21 protein-coding genes and 1 CRISPR repeat array are annotated in these 17964 nt (G+C 42.5%); of the genes, 7 read left to right on the top strand and 14 right to left on the bottom strand.

The genetic code is table 11. The features are described from left to right. Window positions 1-211: 211 nt before the first annotated feature. The 13 genes from VB836_RS13945 to VB836_RS14005 form a co-directional block, all read right to left on the bottom strand. Window positions 212-457: a WGR domain-containing protein gene (locus tag VB836_RS13945; protein WP_323219893.1), complete on the bottom strand. Its 246-nt coding sequence runs from the start codon at window positions 455-457 to the stop codon at window positions 212-214. 95 nt (window positions 458-552) lie between these two features. Beyond that, complete coding sequence (locus VB836_RS13950) at window positions 553-999, bottom strand: hypothetical protein (protein ID WP_323219894.1); 447 nt, start codon at window positions 997-999, stop codon at window positions 553-555. A gap of 112 nt (window positions 1000-1111) precedes the next feature. Beyond that, window positions 1112-1276 (bottom strand): hypothetical protein, encoded by a 165-nt coding sequence (locus VB836_RS13955; protein ID WP_323219895.1) that lies wholly within the window; start codon window positions 1274-1276, stop codon window positions 1112-1114. A gap of 37 nt (window positions 1277-1313) precedes the next feature. Beyond that, a complete protein-coding gene (locus VB836_RS13960; RefSeq protein WP_323219896.1) occupies window positions 1314-1538 on the bottom strand; it encodes a hypothetical protein in 225 nt (74 codons plus the stop codon). Between the two features lie 661 nt (window positions 1539-2199). Next, a CRISPR array of direct repeats spans window positions 2200-2955; the repeat unit is 36 nt; unit sequence GTGAGTAACGCCTTACGACATCAAGCAACTGATCAC. A gap of 242 nt (window positions 2956-3197) precedes the next feature. Next, window positions 3198-3827 (bottom strand): type I-MYXAN CRISPR-associated protein Cas5/Cmx5/DevS, encoded by a 630-nt coding sequence (cas5, locus tag VB836_RS13965; protein ID WP_323219897.1) that lies wholly within the window; start codon window positions 3825-3827, stop codon window positions 3198-3200. Window positions 3828-3848: 21 nt separating this feature from the next. Next, window positions 3849-4361 (bottom strand): hypothetical protein, encoded by a 513-nt coding sequence (locus VB836_RS13970; RefSeq protein WP_323219898.1) that lies wholly within the window; start codon window positions 4359-4361, stop codon window positions 3849-3851. Window positions 4362-4367: 6 nt separating this feature from the next. Further along, window positions 4368-4700, bottom strand: coding sequence for a hypothetical protein (locus VB836_RS13975; RefSeq protein WP_323219899.1), 333 nt, complete (start codon window positions 4698-4700; stop codon window positions 4368-4370). A 27-nt stretch (window positions 4701-4727) separates the two neighbouring features. Continuing rightward, complete coding sequence (gene cas8a1 / locus VB836_RS13980; RefSeq protein WP_323219900.1) at window positions 4728-6449, bottom strand: type I-MYXAN CRISPR-associated Cas8a1/Cmx1; 1722 nt, start codon at window positions 6447-6449, stop codon at window positions 4728-4730. Between the two features lie 8 nt (window positions 6450-6457). Beyond that, complete coding sequence (cas6, locus tag VB836_RS13985; protein WP_323219901.1) at window positions 6458-7090, bottom strand: type I-MYXAN CRISPR-associated protein Cas6/Cmx6; 633 nt, start codon at window positions 7088-7090, stop codon at window positions 6458-6460. A 291-nt stretch (window positions 7091-7381) separates the two neighbouring features. Beyond that, window positions 7382-9202, bottom strand: a complete 1821-nt coding sequence (locus VB836_RS13990; RefSeq protein WP_323219902.1) for a GmrSD restriction endonuclease domain-containing protein — start codon at window positions 9200-9202, stop codon at window positions 7382-7384. A gap of 259 nt (window positions 9203-9461) precedes the next feature. Beyond that, window positions 9462-9752 (bottom strand): hypothetical protein, encoded by a 291-nt coding sequence (locus tag VB836_RS13995; protein ID WP_323219903.1) that lies wholly within the window; start codon window positions 9750-9752, stop codon window positions 9462-9464. Then, on the bottom strand, window positions 9736-9990 hold the full coding sequence (locus VB836_RS14000) for a hypothetical protein (protein ID WP_323219904.1): 255 nt from the start codon (window positions 9988-9990) through the stop codon (window positions 9736-9738). The genes VB836_RS13995 and VB836_RS14000 overlap by 17 nt, the downstream gene beginning before the upstream one ends. Window positions 9991-10077: 87 nt before the next feature. Then, entirely contained in the window at window positions 10078-10413 is a 336-nt protein-coding gene (locus VB836_RS14005; protein WP_323219905.1) for a hypothetical protein, read from the bottom strand. On the opposite strand from VB836_RS14005, the gene VB836_RS14010 reads away from it, so the two are divergent. Beyond that, a complete protein-coding gene (locus tag VB836_RS14010) occupies window positions 10412-10624 on the top strand; it encodes a hypothetical protein (protein WP_323219907.1) in 213 nt (70 codons plus the stop codon). The genes VB836_RS14005 and VB836_RS14010 overlap by 2 nt on opposite strands. Before the next feature lie 87 nt (window positions 10625-10711). After that, entirely contained in the window at window positions 10712-10897 is a 186-nt protein-coding gene (locus VB836_RS14015; protein WP_323219909.1) for a ribbon-helix-helix domain-containing protein, read from the top strand. 120 nt (window positions 10898-11017) lie between these two features. On the opposite strand, the gene VB836_RS14020 is transcribed toward VB836_RS14015, so the two are convergent. Next, entirely contained in the window at window positions 11018-11305 is a 288-nt protein-coding gene (locus VB836_RS14020; protein ID WP_323219911.1) for a hypothetical protein, read from the bottom strand. 358 nt (window positions 11306-11663) lie between these two features. On the opposite strand from VB836_RS14020, the gene VB836_RS14025 reads away from it, so the two are divergent. From VB836_RS14025 to VB836_RS14045, 5 genes are all read left to right on the top strand, one after another. After that, a complete protein-coding gene (locus VB836_RS14025) occupies window positions 11664-12179 on the top strand; it encodes a hypothetical protein (protein ID WP_323219914.1) in 516 nt (171 codons plus the stop codon). 167 nt (window positions 12180-12346) lie between these two features. After that, entirely contained in the window at window positions 12347-13825 is a 1479-nt protein-coding gene (locus VB836_RS14030) for a hypothetical protein (RefSeq protein WP_323219916.1), read from the top strand. Continuing rightward, a complete protein-coding gene (locus VB836_RS14035; protein WP_323219918.1) occupies window positions 13825-16035 on the top strand; it encodes a Cas10/Cmr2 second palm domain-containing protein in 2211 nt (736 codons plus the stop codon). The genes VB836_RS14030 and VB836_RS14035 overlap by 1 nt, the downstream gene beginning before the upstream one ends. A gap of 97 nt (window positions 16036-16132) precedes the next feature. After that, window positions 16133-17119, top strand: coding sequence for a hypothetical protein (locus VB836_RS14040; protein ID WP_323219920.1), 987 nt, complete (start codon window positions 16133-16135; stop codon window positions 17117-17119). A gap of 10 nt (window positions 17120-17129) precedes the next feature. After that, on the top strand, window positions 17130-17963 hold the full coding sequence (locus VB836_RS14045; protein ID WP_323219923.1) for an RAMP superfamily CRISPR-associated protein: 834 nt from the start codon (window positions 17130-17132) through the stop codon (window positions 17961-17963). The last annotated feature ends 1 nt before the right edge of the window (window position 17964 follow it).

Here is a 17964-nt window from a genome sequence, read left to right on the forward strand (position 1 = left end):
TTTAACACGCCCAAAGGAGTGCGGAACTGACCCGATTGGGAGTTATATTTAATGGAGGTTACATCACAAATAGCCGCGAATGTTTTATAAGACGAGATACTCGACTAAATCCCCTGTAGTCTTGCAAGTTTTCGCGCCCTTAATCTGCTCAGTTGCTATGAGTTTTAAATCAGTTTGAGCCGGAATTACCGATGCTCCTTCGTCAACGGTTTCAGTGTATCGATAGCCAAAGGCCGAGTTTTTCAGCTATCTTTTTATCCAGTTCGTTTTCAGCTTGAGAAATAGAGGGAAACTGTTTGGTTTTCGACTGCCGATGACTGCCTTCGAGTACCCGCCCCCATTCGGCGATGAACTTACCTTCAGAGGTAACAGTCCCAATCCAAACTTTATTACTGTTGCAGCTTGGGTCAAAGAAATTTAAGGTAACTTTGCGAATTGTTGTGATTGTGGCATTCATTTTTTGTGCCTCCCAATAGATCAGAAATGTGTCGATTTTACGAAAAAGTTTTGTGAGTAGAAATGCACCCTTAGAAACCGTCGTTTTTCAACGCTTTAGAGAGATGAACGTAAGCTGTTTAAACTCGCCTGCAACCTGTCAATCTCCAACTGCATTGCATCCAAGCGAGTCCGAGAATTATTGTTATCAAGTTCGGATGTAAGAAGACGCAGTTGCCGCTCAATCAAACCTTTTGGATAAGCGTGTTCGTAGCCAGCTTTTCCCGATTTTGGGCTGATCACAAAGCAATTAATCAAGTCGTGACGGCGATTCATTTCAAAAGCTTTTTCCACCGCCAAATACTTCCAATAATTATCGGGGTTGTCAATCAATCGAAAAGTGATGTGAACGCCATCTATCTGCTCAACAATAAGCGGGTGAATTAGTCCCTCAACTTCAAGAATGCTGTCGGCTAAAGCTTGAATTTTGCTGGAACTCGGACGCTCAAATTTAGATTCATTGAAAACGATATCGGCAAGATTAATGTAGGTCATGCTCATCATGATGGTGCTTCCTTATTACTAAGTTTGTGTGTGGAGGATGGGGGTCAATTCGACCCCAATTGATTACAAAATGGTCGGGAAATGGCGGTCTAAATCACCCAAGAGGTCAAATTCATCTCTCCCGACCCTGAAGCTTCTTGAGTTGGGCGTTGAGGGAGAGGACAGACCCTTTACTTGCGGTCGAACGCAAATCTTCAATGGCTTGGATGACGTTGGCAAACTGACCCGATAGAACCCGCGATTGATTGTCGATTTGGGAAGATTTTTGTCGAGCCATCGCACTGTTGCCCGATTTTTGACACCGTTTCCATTCGTCAATCAGTTCGGTAAACTTGCTTAATTCCGCGCACGAGTTTGCTTGTCATTTCTTTGGCAATGCTTGCGGGTTCGGGACAAACCAGGTGGGCAACCTCCTCAATGTCGTGAGTTTCTGAGTCATAGTTTTTCAGCCAACAGCAGTCGGGTAAAAATTCTGGCAACAGGTGACGGCCTAAGCTATGCTCTCCCCGAATCCAGGCGATCGCTTTCAAAAATCCCACCAACCAGCGAACTTTGCGGGTACTGATAACGATACCCTTCTGAGCCTTAAGAAAGCCGACAATCTTGGCTAAGGCTTCGGCGGTTGGTTGGGGAAATGCGATCGCTTTTATTTGTCGCTGCGCTTCCTCTAATTCGGCTAGGGTGAAGGTCGTGGTAATTTTGGGGTCGTTACCATTAATTTCCCGGTGGATTTGTTTGAGGGTGTTGGATTCTTTTTGGAGATCTTGCAGCCAGGGTTTGTAGAGGAATCGGTCGGCAAACGCTTGTAGGTTGTTGTCTTTGGGCGCGATATTGGCTGCACCAAATAGCGAAATTAGGGGGACTTTAACAATTCCTGTAGTGAAATAATAAAGTTGGTAAATTTCTCTCTCTCAAACGCCTGATTTTTCGTTCACCTCAACACAAGCCGGAAAAATAAAGTTGGTAAATTTATAAAGAGCATATCTTAGCCGATCCTCAAAACTCAATTTTGGTTGAATAATAAAGTTGGTAAATTTAGATGGCCGACAATACGCGGGCTTTCGTGCCGTCTGCGAGGGCGGGAAAACGCGCACGGTGGGGCGGTCTGTCTTACTCTTCGGGGAACCCCCAAGACTGCGCTGGTTCACCGTAACCCATGAGTATCAATAACCTGTAAATTATTTTTAATTTTCTCCGATAGTAAGTAACGCCTTACGACATCAAGCAACTGATCACACTGTGCAGTGTTACCGAATTGGCGTTGAAAACTTCTGAGTAACGCCTTACGACATCAAGCAACTGAATCACGTACTTTATTGATATTATTTTAACTCACCCCGCATGGGGTGAGTAACGCCTTACGACATCAAGCAACTGATCACTAAAAAATCGTTGCCAGTGTTACCCCGTAGCTTGTGTGAGTAACGCCTTACGACATCAAGCAACTGATCACCTTGACAGCAAGCGCGAATTTCCTCGATCTCCTTGCCCTGAGTAACGCCTTACGACATCAAGCAACTGATCACAGTGATAATCAAAAATCGGATGCTTAAACTCATCATTGTGAGTAACGCCTTACGACATCAAGCAACTGATCACTAAAAAATCGTTGCCAGTGTTACCCCGTAGCTTGTGTGAGTAACGCCTTACGACATCAAGCAACTGATCACAGAATCCGCCCATTCGTGAAGAATGATATCTGAATGTGAGTAACGCCTTACGACATCAAGCAACTGATCACGTTGACCATCTGCTAGAGGTCTTACCCGAAGACAGTGAGTAACGCCTTACGACATCAAGCAACTGATCACCCCTTGATGACTGACATATATTTCCCTGAATTCAGAAGGTGAGTAACGCCTTACGACATCAAGCAACTGATCACTTGAGTTAGAATTTTTACAATTTCTTCGGTGTCTTGTGAGTAACGCCTTACGACATCAAGCAACTGATCACAGCACAAGCTGAAAGCCTTCTGTGGTCTGAATTCTGTCTAAACTATACAGGCACTTCCTCACAATAACTCAAGAACCTACTAAAAAATTTAATCTTGTCTTTCTTGCCAACTCTGAAAACCTTGCTATCAGAGACTTACAAGTATCTATTCGGTTTGGAACAACCTGTAACTCCTTACTCCATAAGCTTCATAGCTATTTTTCCCGTCCGATTTTCCCGCGCAGCCAGAGATCCTTGTAATTTCAGTTTTGAATAGTTGTCCATGCCGATTCCGGAGGAGATTGACAAGCAATGGTTCGCAGGCAATACCGAAACCACCGTGTCCCTTGAAAATTAAAATGATCGACCCAGTACGGTAAGGTAATCTGGCCCCCATCATCTCTGAGTAACCATTGTCTAGATTTAATGGAAAAATCTTCATTCACTAACTTCACATCATTTACTAAATCATCACTTTCCCCCAAGTACAGTACACCCCATCGTTTGATCGAGTCAGGATTTAAGAATGCTTGTTCAAGTCTTTCTGGTAAACTTGGATTGTTTTTGTCTTGGTTTGACTTCACCCACACAATAAAACGAATATCCGTTAATACTTCTTGATAATCTGGTCGCTTATTCCCTTCGTGATTTTTGAGTTTAAACTTAAAGCGATGTAAAGTTCGTAAGATTTTAGATTGGGCAGGTTGAGAGAGCATTGCGATCGCCAATTGAACACCACAATGCTTTTCGAGATCCATTTCTCCAACCAAAGAGAGCAAGAGTCCATACAGCGTTGAGTGAGGAGGATAGAGATAAGTTTTCCCATACTCTCTAGCATGAGATTGGCGAAAGGTAGCCGTGGGAACATCAATATAAATAGCTACTGATTTCATAATTTTTAATCCGGCTCTAATTTATGCTTTTAAGTCTAAATCTTGAATAATTTTTTCCTTAAGTTCTTCTGTGGTCTTTTTAACTCCTTTAAAAAGATGAGCATTTTCAATTTTGAGTCGATTGACAATTTCTCCACCAATCCATAATTCTTTGGCTTCAATATCTCCCCCATCCACTTGTTCGACTAATTTGGGAGCAATGACTTTCTGATTTTCATCATCCTGTTGAAAACAGTAAAGAAATCGAGGACAATTATCGTTTGTCCAGCGAAAAACAACACTTTCTGGGGAAAAGTCGAACAAAGAGTCGTTATAATGTCCACCGACTTGACCCAGATTAATAAAAGCATCGATCACATTAATGATACGAGATTTATTAATAAGGTGATTTGAGTCTAGCGCGAAGCAATATTGATAGCAGGTGTTATGTACATTTGTCCGGTGAATAGAAAGGTTGTCTTTTTCTCGACTATTGTAATATGTAAAAGTGGTTCCATCGTAAGGAGTCAAAGAAATAGCACGATTGATTCCCAACCCTCCTCAACGAGCATTAATTGTACCTTTTTGATTTTTTTTAGCCGCTTCGGTTTCCATAAATCCCATCACATCATCATCAATATAATCTTCGGCACTGTGACTCTTACTTTGTAGGATACGAATTCTTTGAACTTCATCCCATTTTTCGTAAACCGACTCTCCTTGCTCTTGAAACTGATAGCGAACTTTCCAACGAATACTGAAGGGAGAGATGGTTGTATGGGGTTCACATTGCCAGAGAATTTGTTGAATCAGTTGTTCATTTCCCTCATTTTCTCCTCGGTTTAGAGAAGCGGGGGCATAATGGGTGAGTAAGTTACCAAATAAGTATCGCATAATGAATTCCTCAAATTAATTAGAAGGTTATAAAAGCGCAAATCCTAATCGATATAATTCCTCATAAACCAGCAAAGGAAAGGTCAAAAAAACTAAAAGTTCCCGACTCATCTTGGCTTGAATCGGATAGCTGGATAAGGCAATATCTCTTGATTCTTTCCAATCCATTTTACCCGTTAGTATAGGTAAAACTAATATTCGGTTTTCGTTGAGACTGGAGAGATTATTGGCTCGGGCTAGTAATTTCGCCATTAGTTCTCTAAATGTTTCCTCTTTATAGCAGCCTAATAGCTTCGACTTTAGCTGTTCATTTTCTCTTGCAATTTTTTTTGAAGCTGTCCCTGCCCCTCGATCAACCTCATAAATCTTAGCATAAATTTGTTTTAATGCTTCGTGAATAACTTCAATAAAAGCATTATGTGCTTTCGTGATTTCATCAATATTTTTAATCACCGTGAATAATCCTTGCTGTTCCAATTGAAGTTGCTGCCTAATTTCTCTATAAGAGTCTTCATCTTTTAAGGTTGACCAGAGATTTTGCCAGATTGATTCTTGTTTTAATAAATTATCACAAATCATTCCTCGAATTAGATTAACCTTAATTAAAAATTTATGTCCCCCTTGTGATAGAGTGTTATCTTGGAGATGGTGACAAATCAGTTTATACTTTTTAAAAATTCTTTTGGTAATTGTAAAATCTTGAATATCTACAGGATTATACAAATGAGATGATTGCATTAATTTACCATAGAGAATAACTCGACATCTTTGAGGGCAAAAGCTATGAGTAATTTCCTTTGAATAGTAACTCAAAGCAGCTTCTCCCAAGCTAGAAACATATAAGTCTTTATATTTTGTTCTGTTTAAACGCCAGCGAATTTGTGCCGATTCTTCTAGATTAATAGGATCGGGAATAACCAGCAAGTATTTGGTCAAGCGTTTTTCCCGTAATTTAATTTGTTCGCTAATCTCTTTTGATAAAATTAAATAATGGCACGCAATGGGTAAAAAGAGAAGAACGAAAGCATATTTGGGGGGTTCTTTACATTGACTATATTCTCGAATCTTTTCATGTCGAACAATTGCCCCCGGATACAACCAACTGACAATGGGAATATACTTTTCTGTCCATTGATGAGTTTTGGGGTCGCATAGTCGTTTACTAAAATTTTGATGCACATAGGAAGCTAATTGTTTATATTGCAGACTAAGTTCAACACCAGCTATTTTGAAATTGACCGAATGATTGGCATCATTCGCATTGACCTTAAGCAATAAATAGAATTGCCAGGGGATCGAAAGGGTTATCAAAATTTCGAGAAATAAATAAGGTGCAATTTTCTCAATGTTGATTCCTAAACCTTTATATTGACTAGCGATTGAGGTTAAATTTTTGTTGTATTGTAATAAAGTTTGACTCAAAACTTCTTGCAAGTGAACTCTATTGATTAAGGACATCGATTGAGGATCTAACCCTGTTAATGAAATTAAGCCTCGCTCATCGATTTGAAATGCTTGTTTAAGTAGCCAATCCAAGACAGCCTCATCTTGCCCTTCCCAATCCAGACTAATGCTGTTTGGGGTCAATTCCCATGAGAGTTTTCCTAGACGTTGCGATGGGTGAGGAAATCGTTTTTCGAGTTGCTTTAAGGTCATCCATAATCCTAATATTCCTGCACGATGAATCACGGTAGTATCGGATGCGTCAAGATGAAGGTAGATCTTAGATTGAATTGAAGTTGCAGTCATTTCTTGTCCTATTTATGCTTAAAAGGGACAAATACGCCACATCCCATTTTTGGTTTTCCTCCAATACCTTTTTCTTGGAGAGAGATAGAATCTTCATCAGTTAAATCGCTGATTTGTACACCATAGCCTACGAGGGTTTTTCCTTTTACGTCTAGTACACGACGAATAGGTTCACCTTCGGGTCTAGTAATGAGCTTAAGAGTAGCGGTTATGTTACGCTGGTCAAGTTGGCGTTTTGCAGCATCCAGAAAAGCTTGAGGTTCATCAAATCCTCGAATAATGACCAAGCGAGAATAAAGAGAATGATAAGGAGTAAGAAATTGAGATTCTGGTAATCCAAGGCGAATTTTATGTCCATTGAGGTTGAGAGTTTTACCTGCAAGTCGATAGATAAGAGGAACTTGATTTGTGGGGAGACGCAAACACAGTTGGGAGTTTTCAGTAATTTGAAGATGTGTAGGAAATTCTGGTATGCCTGAGATGGGATGAATACTCAAGGTGCTTAATTCGTGAATCACAGGGAATAGACGGCAGATACTTGCATAGAGAGGATAAGGGTGATGGAAAGGAATTTTGTGACCTCTGATGGGGAATTTTTGATCAACATAGGGATTGAGTTGTGGGGAGTCGTAGGTAGGCATGGAAAAATTCAATAACCTGATGGCATTTAATTATAGTGCTAGAATTTTGGGATGAGTTATGCTTCTTTAAGTTGTTTTTAGAATTAGTTAATAAATGATTAAGTTGAAAGAGACAGCATTGCCAACTACATGAAACCCAAATTCTAGAAAACGATTATGGTAGTGATGTAATCAGTATGAAGGCATTAGAGTGAGATTTGATGGCAATTGGAAAAATTAGAGAAACTGGAGAATAGGAATTTTTTCTGAATCATCTTCTAATATGAGTTTTTCCTATTCAGCCAAAATCAATTAAAATGAGCAGAGCAATTGAATGTTGTTCGCTTTCTGTTTCCCATTTTTATAAGATTGATGTTGTTTCCCCATCGCTTCAGTCATCAAACCCAGAAGTGCTGCGGTGCGATATTCAAAAAAAGCGTCAAAATCATCCGTCCAAAGCGTGTAGGGTTCAATCAGATGGGAGAATAAAATCTGATCGATCCTTTTTTTTGACATTCCCTCCTTCCGCAATTTAGCCAAATACTCAGAAGGCGCTTTCCCACCCAAAAACTTATTCGTCTTTAACTTCAAAGGCGTTTTATTCACAATACTGTTGTATCGAGTCCGATCAATTCCTTGAGATTTGCACCACTGCTGCGGAAAAATATGATGATTCTCAATCTTTTCATCAAAATACTGCACCGAATTAATCGATTCTCCACTGAAAAAGTCTAACGCCCCTTCTCGTCTTAACAACGCCGAAATTGCCCGATAGGTTGAACCTTGAGAATTGGTTAAATTCTGCAACCGTTCCTCCGTTAAAAAAGCTTCGAGTACCGTTGCGGGGATATTTCCACCTTGCAACCACTGGGGAACTTCTATCAAATCCTTTGCCGCTTTTCCTTCCCGTCCCCGCGAATAAGTTCCCGATGCCGCACCGCAATAAAACCATTGTAATAATAACCTGCGAATTGCATCAACTTTAACTCCTTCTCCCAAAATAACAAATAACGGTGCCATAACTACCAATTGCATGGGATAGGGTAAATCATCCGCGTCAAAAATTGCCTGTTCGTGTAAAAACCGTGCGGCTTTTTCTAACCCAACAGAAATCGGTTCCGACCATTTTTGATATTGGTCTTGGCTTAAATTCAAGATTCGATTTCGACTCATACTCACCGAGGGGAGTTGATCGGCAGAACTTCCCTTTTCTATTGCTTCCATCCGTTGAGTGTAGCTATCGATTAAAGCGATGGATTGTAAAAAATCACTGGGTTTTAACAGACGCAAGACCCGATAAGCTGCAAACCGTTTTTCTCGGTTTTGCCAATCGAAACGCAAATTAAAATCTTCGGCCGCAAAGGAGGAGGTTAATAAATTAAACTGGGTGAGTTCTTGCTGTTTTTGGTTGTGCTTCTCGAAAATATAACAAACTGCTTCTTTCGGGAGTGAGGGTCGGAGTACAAATAATCCCATCTGATAATGTTCAAACTGCTTAATGACTTCTCGTTCAAACCGTTCGATTAACTCGATCTTTTGAGAATTCCCCTGCCAATATTTCCAATATCCGCTTCGCCACTGCATAAAGTTGAAGACTTCCGAGACGGGGAATAAACCCAATTCAAATTCTTTCTCCGTTGTCGAACAATCAATGGTCGGTTCTGCGAGTTGCTGTAGCTTTTTGTTCGCTTTTAATCCGATAATGGCATCTACACGGTCAGTATGGGGATAATCTAACGCTTTCTCTATATCGAGATAGTACCAACGTTGGTCGGGTTTATAGCGTTTTCCTCGATCAATCCAAACGGGTTGGTTTGAAAGCAAACTCATCCATAACGTTGTGGTGCGTTGCTGTCCGTCGAGAATTAATCCTTTGGGTTCTATCAAGTTGTCAGAAGCTACCCCCTCAATAGGACGGTATTTGAATTTGATATCGGGATTTCCCCGTTGCAATAACATTACCGCCCCAATGGGAAAGCCAAGAGAAACCGAAGCGATCGCTTCAGAAATTCGTTCTTCTGTCCAACACCAGGAACGTTGAAAGTCTACGAGTTGGATTTTTCCGGTTTTGATATCTTGCAGCAGATCGAGTAACGGTTCTTTGATGAGGTCGTAGGTTGATAAAGCATTCATGGATTTCAATAAATTTTCGATAAATTGATACTTTTATCAACTTATCAAACCTCTATAAAAGTTGGCTAGGAAAAAAAGTGTCACGGTGACACCTGAAGAAGTCAGAAGTCAGAAGTCAGAAGTCAGAAGTAAGTAGGCGGTCATAAATAAGCGTTCAACCTGAAAATCGTGCATCTCTTATAACAAGGGACTTACAGCATTTAGCATTATTCGTTTAATTCTGCCTACCTACTTAGTAGTGCTAGAAGAATTTTTCTCGTTATTTATTTTCCCGATAATATTCTTGAATTAATTCTTCGGGCGTGAGATCAAATGTTTCTAAAAACCAATCCATTTGGGAGAGAAGACGTTGATATCGTTGTGCGGGTGGACGGTAGGAACTGGCTGTTTTGTCTTCAAACCAATGTTTAACGGTACATTCAGAGACTCCACACAGTAAACCTAAATTGGTATACCCAATCACTCCCCAACGAATCAAAAAATCTTGGGGGTGCATTTGTCCCCACATCCAATTTTGAAATGCTTCTTTGTCTTCAAGGTTGTTGTTCAAATGTCTCGATGTCGGCTTCATAAGCCCAATCTTCTTGACAGAAGGAGTAACTGGGACTATTCGGATGTAAACGAATTTGATAGTGCCAGCCGATAGCTTGACAGGTACTTTCTTCTGTCCAAGTTAAACCGATAATTGTGCCGTGGTCGTGGGGGTCAACTTTTGACCAAATTACGGTTTGACCCACGCAAAAACGAGGTAGGGGCAAGGGGTTGGGTAAAGTGGGTTGAGAGGTCATCGATCATTTCCGGTGTAAAGGTGAATTATTAGTTTTACCCTAGAGCGACCCCTATCAAAATGGCAAGAAATTTTTGCCAATTGGCAGTTAAAGAGAATGTCGTCGAGTTTGTTGGTTATACATCTGTCGTAGGGTCTGAAGGTATTGGGGTTCGGTTTCAATAGCGATCCAGATGTGGTGGGCGAACGCCATGCGCTGTTTGTGTTTTTCACTGGGGGTGCGACAGTCCACGCCTTGAGAAAACCAATGGTTGACTGTGGTGAGGGAACAATCACAGATGAAGGCCAGTTCTTCTCTAGAAACGTTCCACTGTCGCAGAAATTCATCGAGTTCCATTTGGGTGTTGTCTATGGGGGCTAAATAGATTTTTAACCCCTCCCAGTGTCGGTGAGTTGGTGTTTTTGAGGCAAGATTCATAGCCATGCTGTTTGCCAAAAGGCAAGGTTGGGTGGGAAGTAAAGCTTTGATTGGTAGACAGAACAATCTGCCCAAGCAATTAATCTGCTTTGATGAAGTGAACCTATTTCAACGAGCGCCTGTAACAGTTGGCCCGGAGGTCTGGCTAATTTTTCAACCTCACGATGATCGCCCCCGTTGTCGGCGCTTTATATTATCTGTCATAGTAGCATATTAGCTAAAAATCAGCTATGATTTAGCTACAAATAGTCAAGTTTGAGGTGCTTCAGTGTACGATGATAAAGAGCTAGAGCTAACTAAATTTGTGAGTAAAAGAGTTTTTATCACCCTGCCTGATTCTGTCTACGACACTTTGGAGCGGTGGGCCAACCACCAAGGTAGACCCGTCGCCAATTTAGCTGCTTACATTGTTGAGAAGGCTTTGGAAGAAGCTGAACGAGAGGGGAAGATTCCTCCCGAGTCCGGTGAAGAATCGTCTAAGTCGTCGTAGGTTGATAAAGAATTCATGCGATCGCCTTTTTAAATAAAAACTGTCCAATTTCCAGCCTAAAGTTGAAGGGATAGAGAAAACAAGGGGTTTAGCGTTGAGTTGGTCGTGAGTCACGATCAGTTATTCTTGGGGGAAGTTGGGGGGTAGGGTAACAATACCTTGAGTTTGCAGTTGACGGAATTGGTTGATTAAGTCGGCGTATCGCAGCAAACGCAACACATAGGCGGGACGACGGTGAAAGTTATGTCCCCAGTCTTTGATGGTGTGGGGGCTGAGTCCGGTTGCTTGGGCAATCGCGTGAATGCAGGCTGCGTACTTGCGGTTGGGATCGGGCTGAACCCAACGGCGGCAATAGTCTAAGGGTTCTAATGGTAGGTTGCGAATGCGATCAAAGCGATGACGCTCCACGGCTATTATTGGATGGAAATTGGATTTTTCATCGGGTGAAGTTGTGCAGATTTGTAATGCTTTTGATTATTAATAAATCCGTAAAATTACGGAAATTAACTAAAAATAGAATACAGGTAAAATTCAAAAAGTTCAGTAGGTCTACTGTTGCTCATCTTGGGCGGTTCGTTTAAGCTTGAAAGTAGAGTATCTTCAATCCGATATCCGTTGCCACCACTAACACTTTTAGGGGTTCCAATATTAGCCGTTATTTCCCATTTTTTCCGATAGGATTTGAGAGGATTATCGACTGAATCTTTAAACGTATTCTGACAATTGTTTAACTTGATTTTACATTCATTAATCCAGGAGATTAAAAATGAAAGCTTCTGTACTTTCTGGTTTAGCTGTTGCTTTGATTTCGAGTTTATTTAGCCAACCCGTCCACGCTGAAATGTTGACGTTAGGAGAGGCTTCAGGCGGTCAGTTGGTCAAACTCGACACTCAATCAATTCAACGAAATGCAGGGGGGGCGAGTTGGTGGTCGGGATTTACTTATTATCTCGGAAATGAACGAATTAATGCCGGCGCCCATTGCGGTCGGGGAATTTGGGAAGTTGATGGTCAAGAATATTCTCCCCAGTCTCAAGCCACTCGTAATATGTTGAAAGTCGTTTGTTCTGCTCGACATATACGACCGATGGAAGATATGGGTTTTGTTTTAGTATTTGACCCTCCTTCTAACGTGCGTTCTTCTCCGGGTGGAAATGTTAAATGTACCCTGGAAGATATGCAGGTTGTATCGGTTTATGTTGAACCTCAAAACGGCTGGTATATGACCAATGCTTGTGGGGGAGGATGGATTCACGAAACACAAATTCGGGGGTTTCGCTAACCAATACTTATCGAATTATGGGGGCAAATCCAATCAATAATTTTTGCGATTTACCCCGTCCAGTTTGAAAATTTAGTAACGTTGCAGTTATTTTTTTTCAATGATTCGCTTTTTAAATAAAAGCGATCAATAGTTGAGTCAATTCTTGTCAAGGAGGTTTAACTTAAATGGCTAATTACCTGGTTTTACAAGTTCTAGGGAATAACGATATTAAGATTTCGTCAGATCAAGCCAAAAACAGCATACAAAAATGTAAAACTTTTGAGGATTTTCACGAGGAAATCCACTTCCTCGAAGAATTAATGCTAGAGGATATCGAGCAAGTTAAATTTCCTTTGATTAGAAAAGTTTATGACCGTCTACAAAAGGAAGCTAATATTCACTTTGGAATAATTCTCACCAATCAGCAAGCCTGGATAGAACATCACAATATTAGCGGTCAGACGTTTAGTGATTTAATGGCATCCGATGGCTATTGGTGGCGAAATATTCTTTCTCAATGGTGTCAAGCAAAAAATATAAATCTGCATTTAATTCATTTAGAAATTCAGCCGGAATTAGAAAATGGAGTTGCCAACTGGGATGGCATGGCTAAAACTATAGAAAATCTTTTGAGCGGACAAGAAAATCCGATGATTTCGTTCAAAAACCAACACATTATTTTTCAGCCTCCCAATTCAGATAAAATCACTTTTGATAAATTTATCATCCAACACAGTAGCGGTACTCCTGCTTTAAGTAGTGCTTTGTATCTCTGGGGAGTTGAACAAAAAATAGCGGGTCAACAGGTTGAGTTCGTTTATATTTCTCGGCAAGATACATCCCTTAATGAGCATAGTGGAGATCACTGGCAATGGCGTTTAAAAGTACCCCAAATTCAGCAGTTATTAGAGATACAGGATTTTGCAGGCGCGTTAAAACTAATAACTGAAAATGAGCGGGAGCAAACTCGGAATAAATTGAAACAGCTAGATCGGGCTGTTTCTTTTAACCTTTTCGCGAAAAAAGCAAAATTTTCTTCTCCAAAAGATGAAATTATAGAACGAATTGCGATCGCGCTGTGGAGCGAACAAGCGTTTCGCGATCGCGGACAATGGATGCACTGGTATTTGAGGGTAGCAGGTGCGTTTGAACTGGCAATTTTCTGTTTGGTTGAACGGCAGGGTTCGGGTAAGTATTATTGGGAAAGAACACCGGAAAAAGTAGTTTTAAAGTATCAAGAACAAAATCAACAAGAAATAGAATTTCGGCTTGAAATCAAAAGTACAGTTAAACTATTGAGTCAGGGTTCGTACTTGGAAAGAAACAATTACCATAAACGACAAATTCACTATCAAGTCAATTCTGTATCTAATGTTCCTGACTGGACAGAGTTTAAAAATTTTTACCGCGAAAATTGGTTGCAAGGGAAAAGCTTTCTCGGTTTGAGAAATGAACTTTATCATACCCTGATGGGAGATGCAATTGATAAATATTTGGATAAAGAAACAGACGATATCGGAAGTGTTAATAATCCCAAACATTCCTCACAAATTGCTATCGATTGGCTGAATTATATTGTCAATCTTGCCAACCTTTCAACCGAGGTTGAAAAACAAGTTAAAGATTACGAAAACCTAGTTGCTGAAATCAAAAGGACGCTGTAATGGAATTACCGGATTGGTTGCAAAAACAACAACAGCTATATTCTCAACTGCCAGAAATCCCACCCTCTCGATCAACTCATCCCGTTAGCGGCGAATGGCAAACCTCCGACTATTTAATTAATCAATTTTGGTGGGGAGGAGGCGCAACTCGGGAATCTTGCCAACAAATTAGCCGATCTGATCCAAATTTAACTCAAGTTGGCGCGATCACCTTCGGTCCGGTTCAAACCTTTTTGGGAGGGGGAAACCGCCTGCGGGACTGGGCAGTTGGTTCCTGGTTGTGTCATTACTTGGCAGGTGTTTTAATCTATCGTTGGGAAGAAGCCGGAGGTCAAGTTTTGCTGCCTTTACATCATTCCTCGCCCTTATTGCGATGGCTACACGGTGAAACTGACGTCGGTGAAGCATTTTGGCAAGCCGAACTTCCCAACGTACTCACCGGACTTTTTCCCGACGAACCCCAATGGTGGGATAACTGCAAACAAATTATCTCAACCGAATGGGGACGGTTTCTGCAACAACTCGAACAAGCTGCGATCGCCCATAACTCCCATCTCAATGGAGTCGGTTGGCAGGTTATTCATGCCGATCATCATTATTTTTGGACAATTTACGGCGACTCTCAACCCCTGCGATCTGATCGCGCAGTTGAGGAGATCGGACAACTCCATCAACGCCTGGAAGCCGCCAAACTCGGGCGAAACTGGCGAGGAACTTGGTGGGGTGGACGGACTAGCCCCAGCGCCGGGAGTTTATCGATTTGGCACCCCGGCTTACGACCCATCGATCGAGGTGGAACTTGGGGATTACCAAATAGCACCTTGAATGAATGGTGGGAAAGAGAAAAAATTCCCGAAAATAGCCGACTCTCCGGGTTATTTTCCCGCAGCGATCGCCTCAACAGTATCGAAATGGTGAAGCGGTTGGCATCTGTGCCAGAAATTATCTGTCCGACCCTAGAACGATTATGGGGTAAAAAGCCCCCCGATTGTCCTTGGGAACGTTTTCCCGATCGCACTGCTGCGGCTGCGGCTTGGATACCGCAAATGGGTTTATCTGAGGTTTGGAATAAGGAATTAGGCGATTACGATAAATACTTTTTTGAGGATCAACCGAAGCGTCTGTGGGGAATACCTGCTGTTGATCGCCAATCTCAAACCTACACCCATCCCCGAGTTTTAGAACGCCGCAATATCGACTCTGAAAAAATTTCCGACTGGGAAAGCAGTATTCCCAAAGGTTGGGAAAGCACCATTGAATGGACGGTGGGCTGGCGGGGCGATGGTGACAAAATGGGAAAATGGCTATCTGGACAGCAATACAGCAAACTCGAACTTCTTTGGACAAAATGGCATCCGAGCCAGGAAGCGATCGCCGAGTATCAACTCGATATCGAACCGCCCAACCCATCGGGAACGAGAGTTGTAGAACTGCCCCACATGGTCGATCTGTCGGTGTTGTTTAGTTTGTGGAACCGACTGCTGTACAAACTCACCGAAGACCATCACAACGGACGGGTGATATTTGCGGGGGGAGATGACTTTTTGCTGTTGGGGCCAATCACGGAAGCGATCGCCCTCACGAGTAACTTACACGCCCTCTGGACGGGAAACCCTTCACCCTTGACTCAACCCCTCGATCCGCCGGTGGATGGTTGGGTGCAATACGAAAATCAAATTTATCCGGTTCCGGGGCGTCAAATGAATTTTAGCTTGGGAGTGGTGATCGCCCAACGTCGCATTCCTCAATCACTCTGGCATCGAGGACTGAACGATGCCTACAAACACGCCAAAAATCAAGGTCGCAACCGGGTTTGTATTCGGGTGTTGTTCAACAGCGGTCAATCTTTGGAGTGGGTTTGTCCCTGGCCGTTGTGGAATTTGTTGATGACTGTCGAACCGACAGCAGAAGACAAAACCGATCTCAACTGTTGGGAAAAGTTACTCAGCTATCTCGACAGCACCCGTATTCAAGAATATTCTCCGGCTACAGTCCGAGATTTAATCGATACCTTGTGGGCGAGTGCGAAATTACCCTTGTGTTGGGAACAAGTGGAAACAATGGCTAAAGCCTATGACCGACGGGCGTTTCGAGATGAAATAGGCGACTGGCAATGGTGGTTAAACTGGATCGCCCTCAGAGGTTTTCTCGCCCGTCAGCAGCGAGAAAGAGACAAGTGGATCGAACGGGTTAGGGCAGGGGAAGAATAATTTGGGTTTTGGGTTTCATTGAACATAACACCTAACACCCAACACCTGACACCCAACACCCAACACCCGATACCCAATTCACATTACAGGAGGAACCATGACCGGATGGTACACCATCACACCTACAGGGCCGATTACTATTGGCAATCTCACCCCCGTTGGACAAAATAGCGGACAGGTCGGCTGTCGCTGGCCTCCGAACGGTCATCAGTTGGCGGCTTGTTTGAATTTGCCGAGTCATGCTCAACTCTGGGGGCCGTTTTGGTATTGCGATCCCAATCTTTACGTTCTTTTACCTTTACCCGTTTATACCCTTGATATTGCGGAGAATCGCGCCTCTAACGAGCTTCCCCAACGTCTTTATCGTCTGGTTTGGGATGAACAAGAACAGTGGCAAGTTCAAAGCCAACACCAAGGTCAAGAGATTGAGGTTATTGGGGGTCAATATCTGATTCCAATTAATACTTTGGAGGATTTTTGGCGATCGCAGGAGTGGAGTTTCTCGTCGGGAAAACCTGATGATAATGAGTTAAAACATTTGCCCTGGAAAACCCTAACGTTAAGTCACAACAGTCGGGAGGATTTTCAAGTTAAAGATGAAGGCGGTTTTTTTGCCGAAATGACGACTTTATTAGATCCTGATTGGTCAATTTTGGTCAAAATTATCGGTGAATACGAACCGCCCAACACGGGGATTTTAGGGGCGGGAACTCCGGTCACGGTTCGTTGTGTGCGAGGACGTTCTCGATGGGAAAAATTGGGGGCCGAATGTCCTAACCCTAGAGAGGCTATTTTACTCACGGGTGCGCTTTGGCAACAACCCCAAACCAAGCTTTCCTGTCCCACACCGCCAGGAGTCAAGGGTTATGCGGCGGAAATGGGCGTTCCTTGGCAGTCTTGGAAGAAAGTTCGCGATCGCCACGATCCCACCCGTCGAGTTGCGGTACTCACGCCTGGGGAGTGGATGACTCCTGCGGGGGCGGTGTATTTGTGGGCGGGAACTTCTCCGGTTTCTTATTCGGGGCCATTACCCGATCCGTTTAACCGTCACGTTTTGGGCTACGGACATTTGTGGTTATTTTGAGGACTTATTTATGACAGTTGAATGGTTAATTTGTTGCGAACCCGTTCATATTGGCGGCGCCGATAGTAGCATCCGAGGCAATAATAATCCCATTTATCGGTTGAGCGATCGCACGCCAGCTATTCCGGGAAGTTCCGTGCGGGGTGCGTTGCGAGAACACGCCGAAAATCAAGAGGATTACAAAGATTGGGTCAACAATTGGTTTGGTAAAAAATTGGGGAAAAATGAAGAGATTTCCGATGATAACGTTTCACGGGGAGGGATTGCTTTAAGTTGGGCTTGGCCGGTTTGGTGGCCCGTTCATGTGTTGGGGTATGGCAATTGGTGGATCAGTTGTTTGGGTTGGCTGAACCGTTTTCAACAGCTTTCTCAACAGTCTGTTTTGAATTTAGAAGATCGCAATTCAATTTATATTACCGAACAGCAGTTACATGGAAAAGATGTCTTTCTGCGGTGGTTGAAATTGAAAAATGTGCAGTATGATTCTGAGATCACTAAAAATTTACCCTTTCCCCAAAACATACCGAGTATCGACATTCCTGGCGATCGCTTAATTGTAGTTCCAGATACCAGTATTAATCTGTTTGTGGATATGGGGTTAGTTCGTCAACCGAGAGTGAGTATAAAGGATGAACCGGACGAAAAGGGAAATTTAATCGACAATCTTTTTGCGGTGGAAGGATTGCCACCCGGATCGGTATTTTTCATCACCTGGACGACTCGCGGAGAGGTTCAAGAATTAGGCAAATGGGAAAAGTTTCTCCATGATGAACATTATTTGGGTGGACTCTGGAGTGTCGGTTACGGACGGGTGGTAATTCAGCCATTTTCAGGAGGAAAATAAG

This window comes from Limnoraphis robusta BA-68 BA1, assembly GCF_034932365.1.
In the GTDB taxonomy this organism is placed as follows: Bacteria; Cyanobacteriota; Cyanobacteriia; order Cyanobacteriales; family Microcoleaceae; genus Capilliphycus; species Capilliphycus robustus.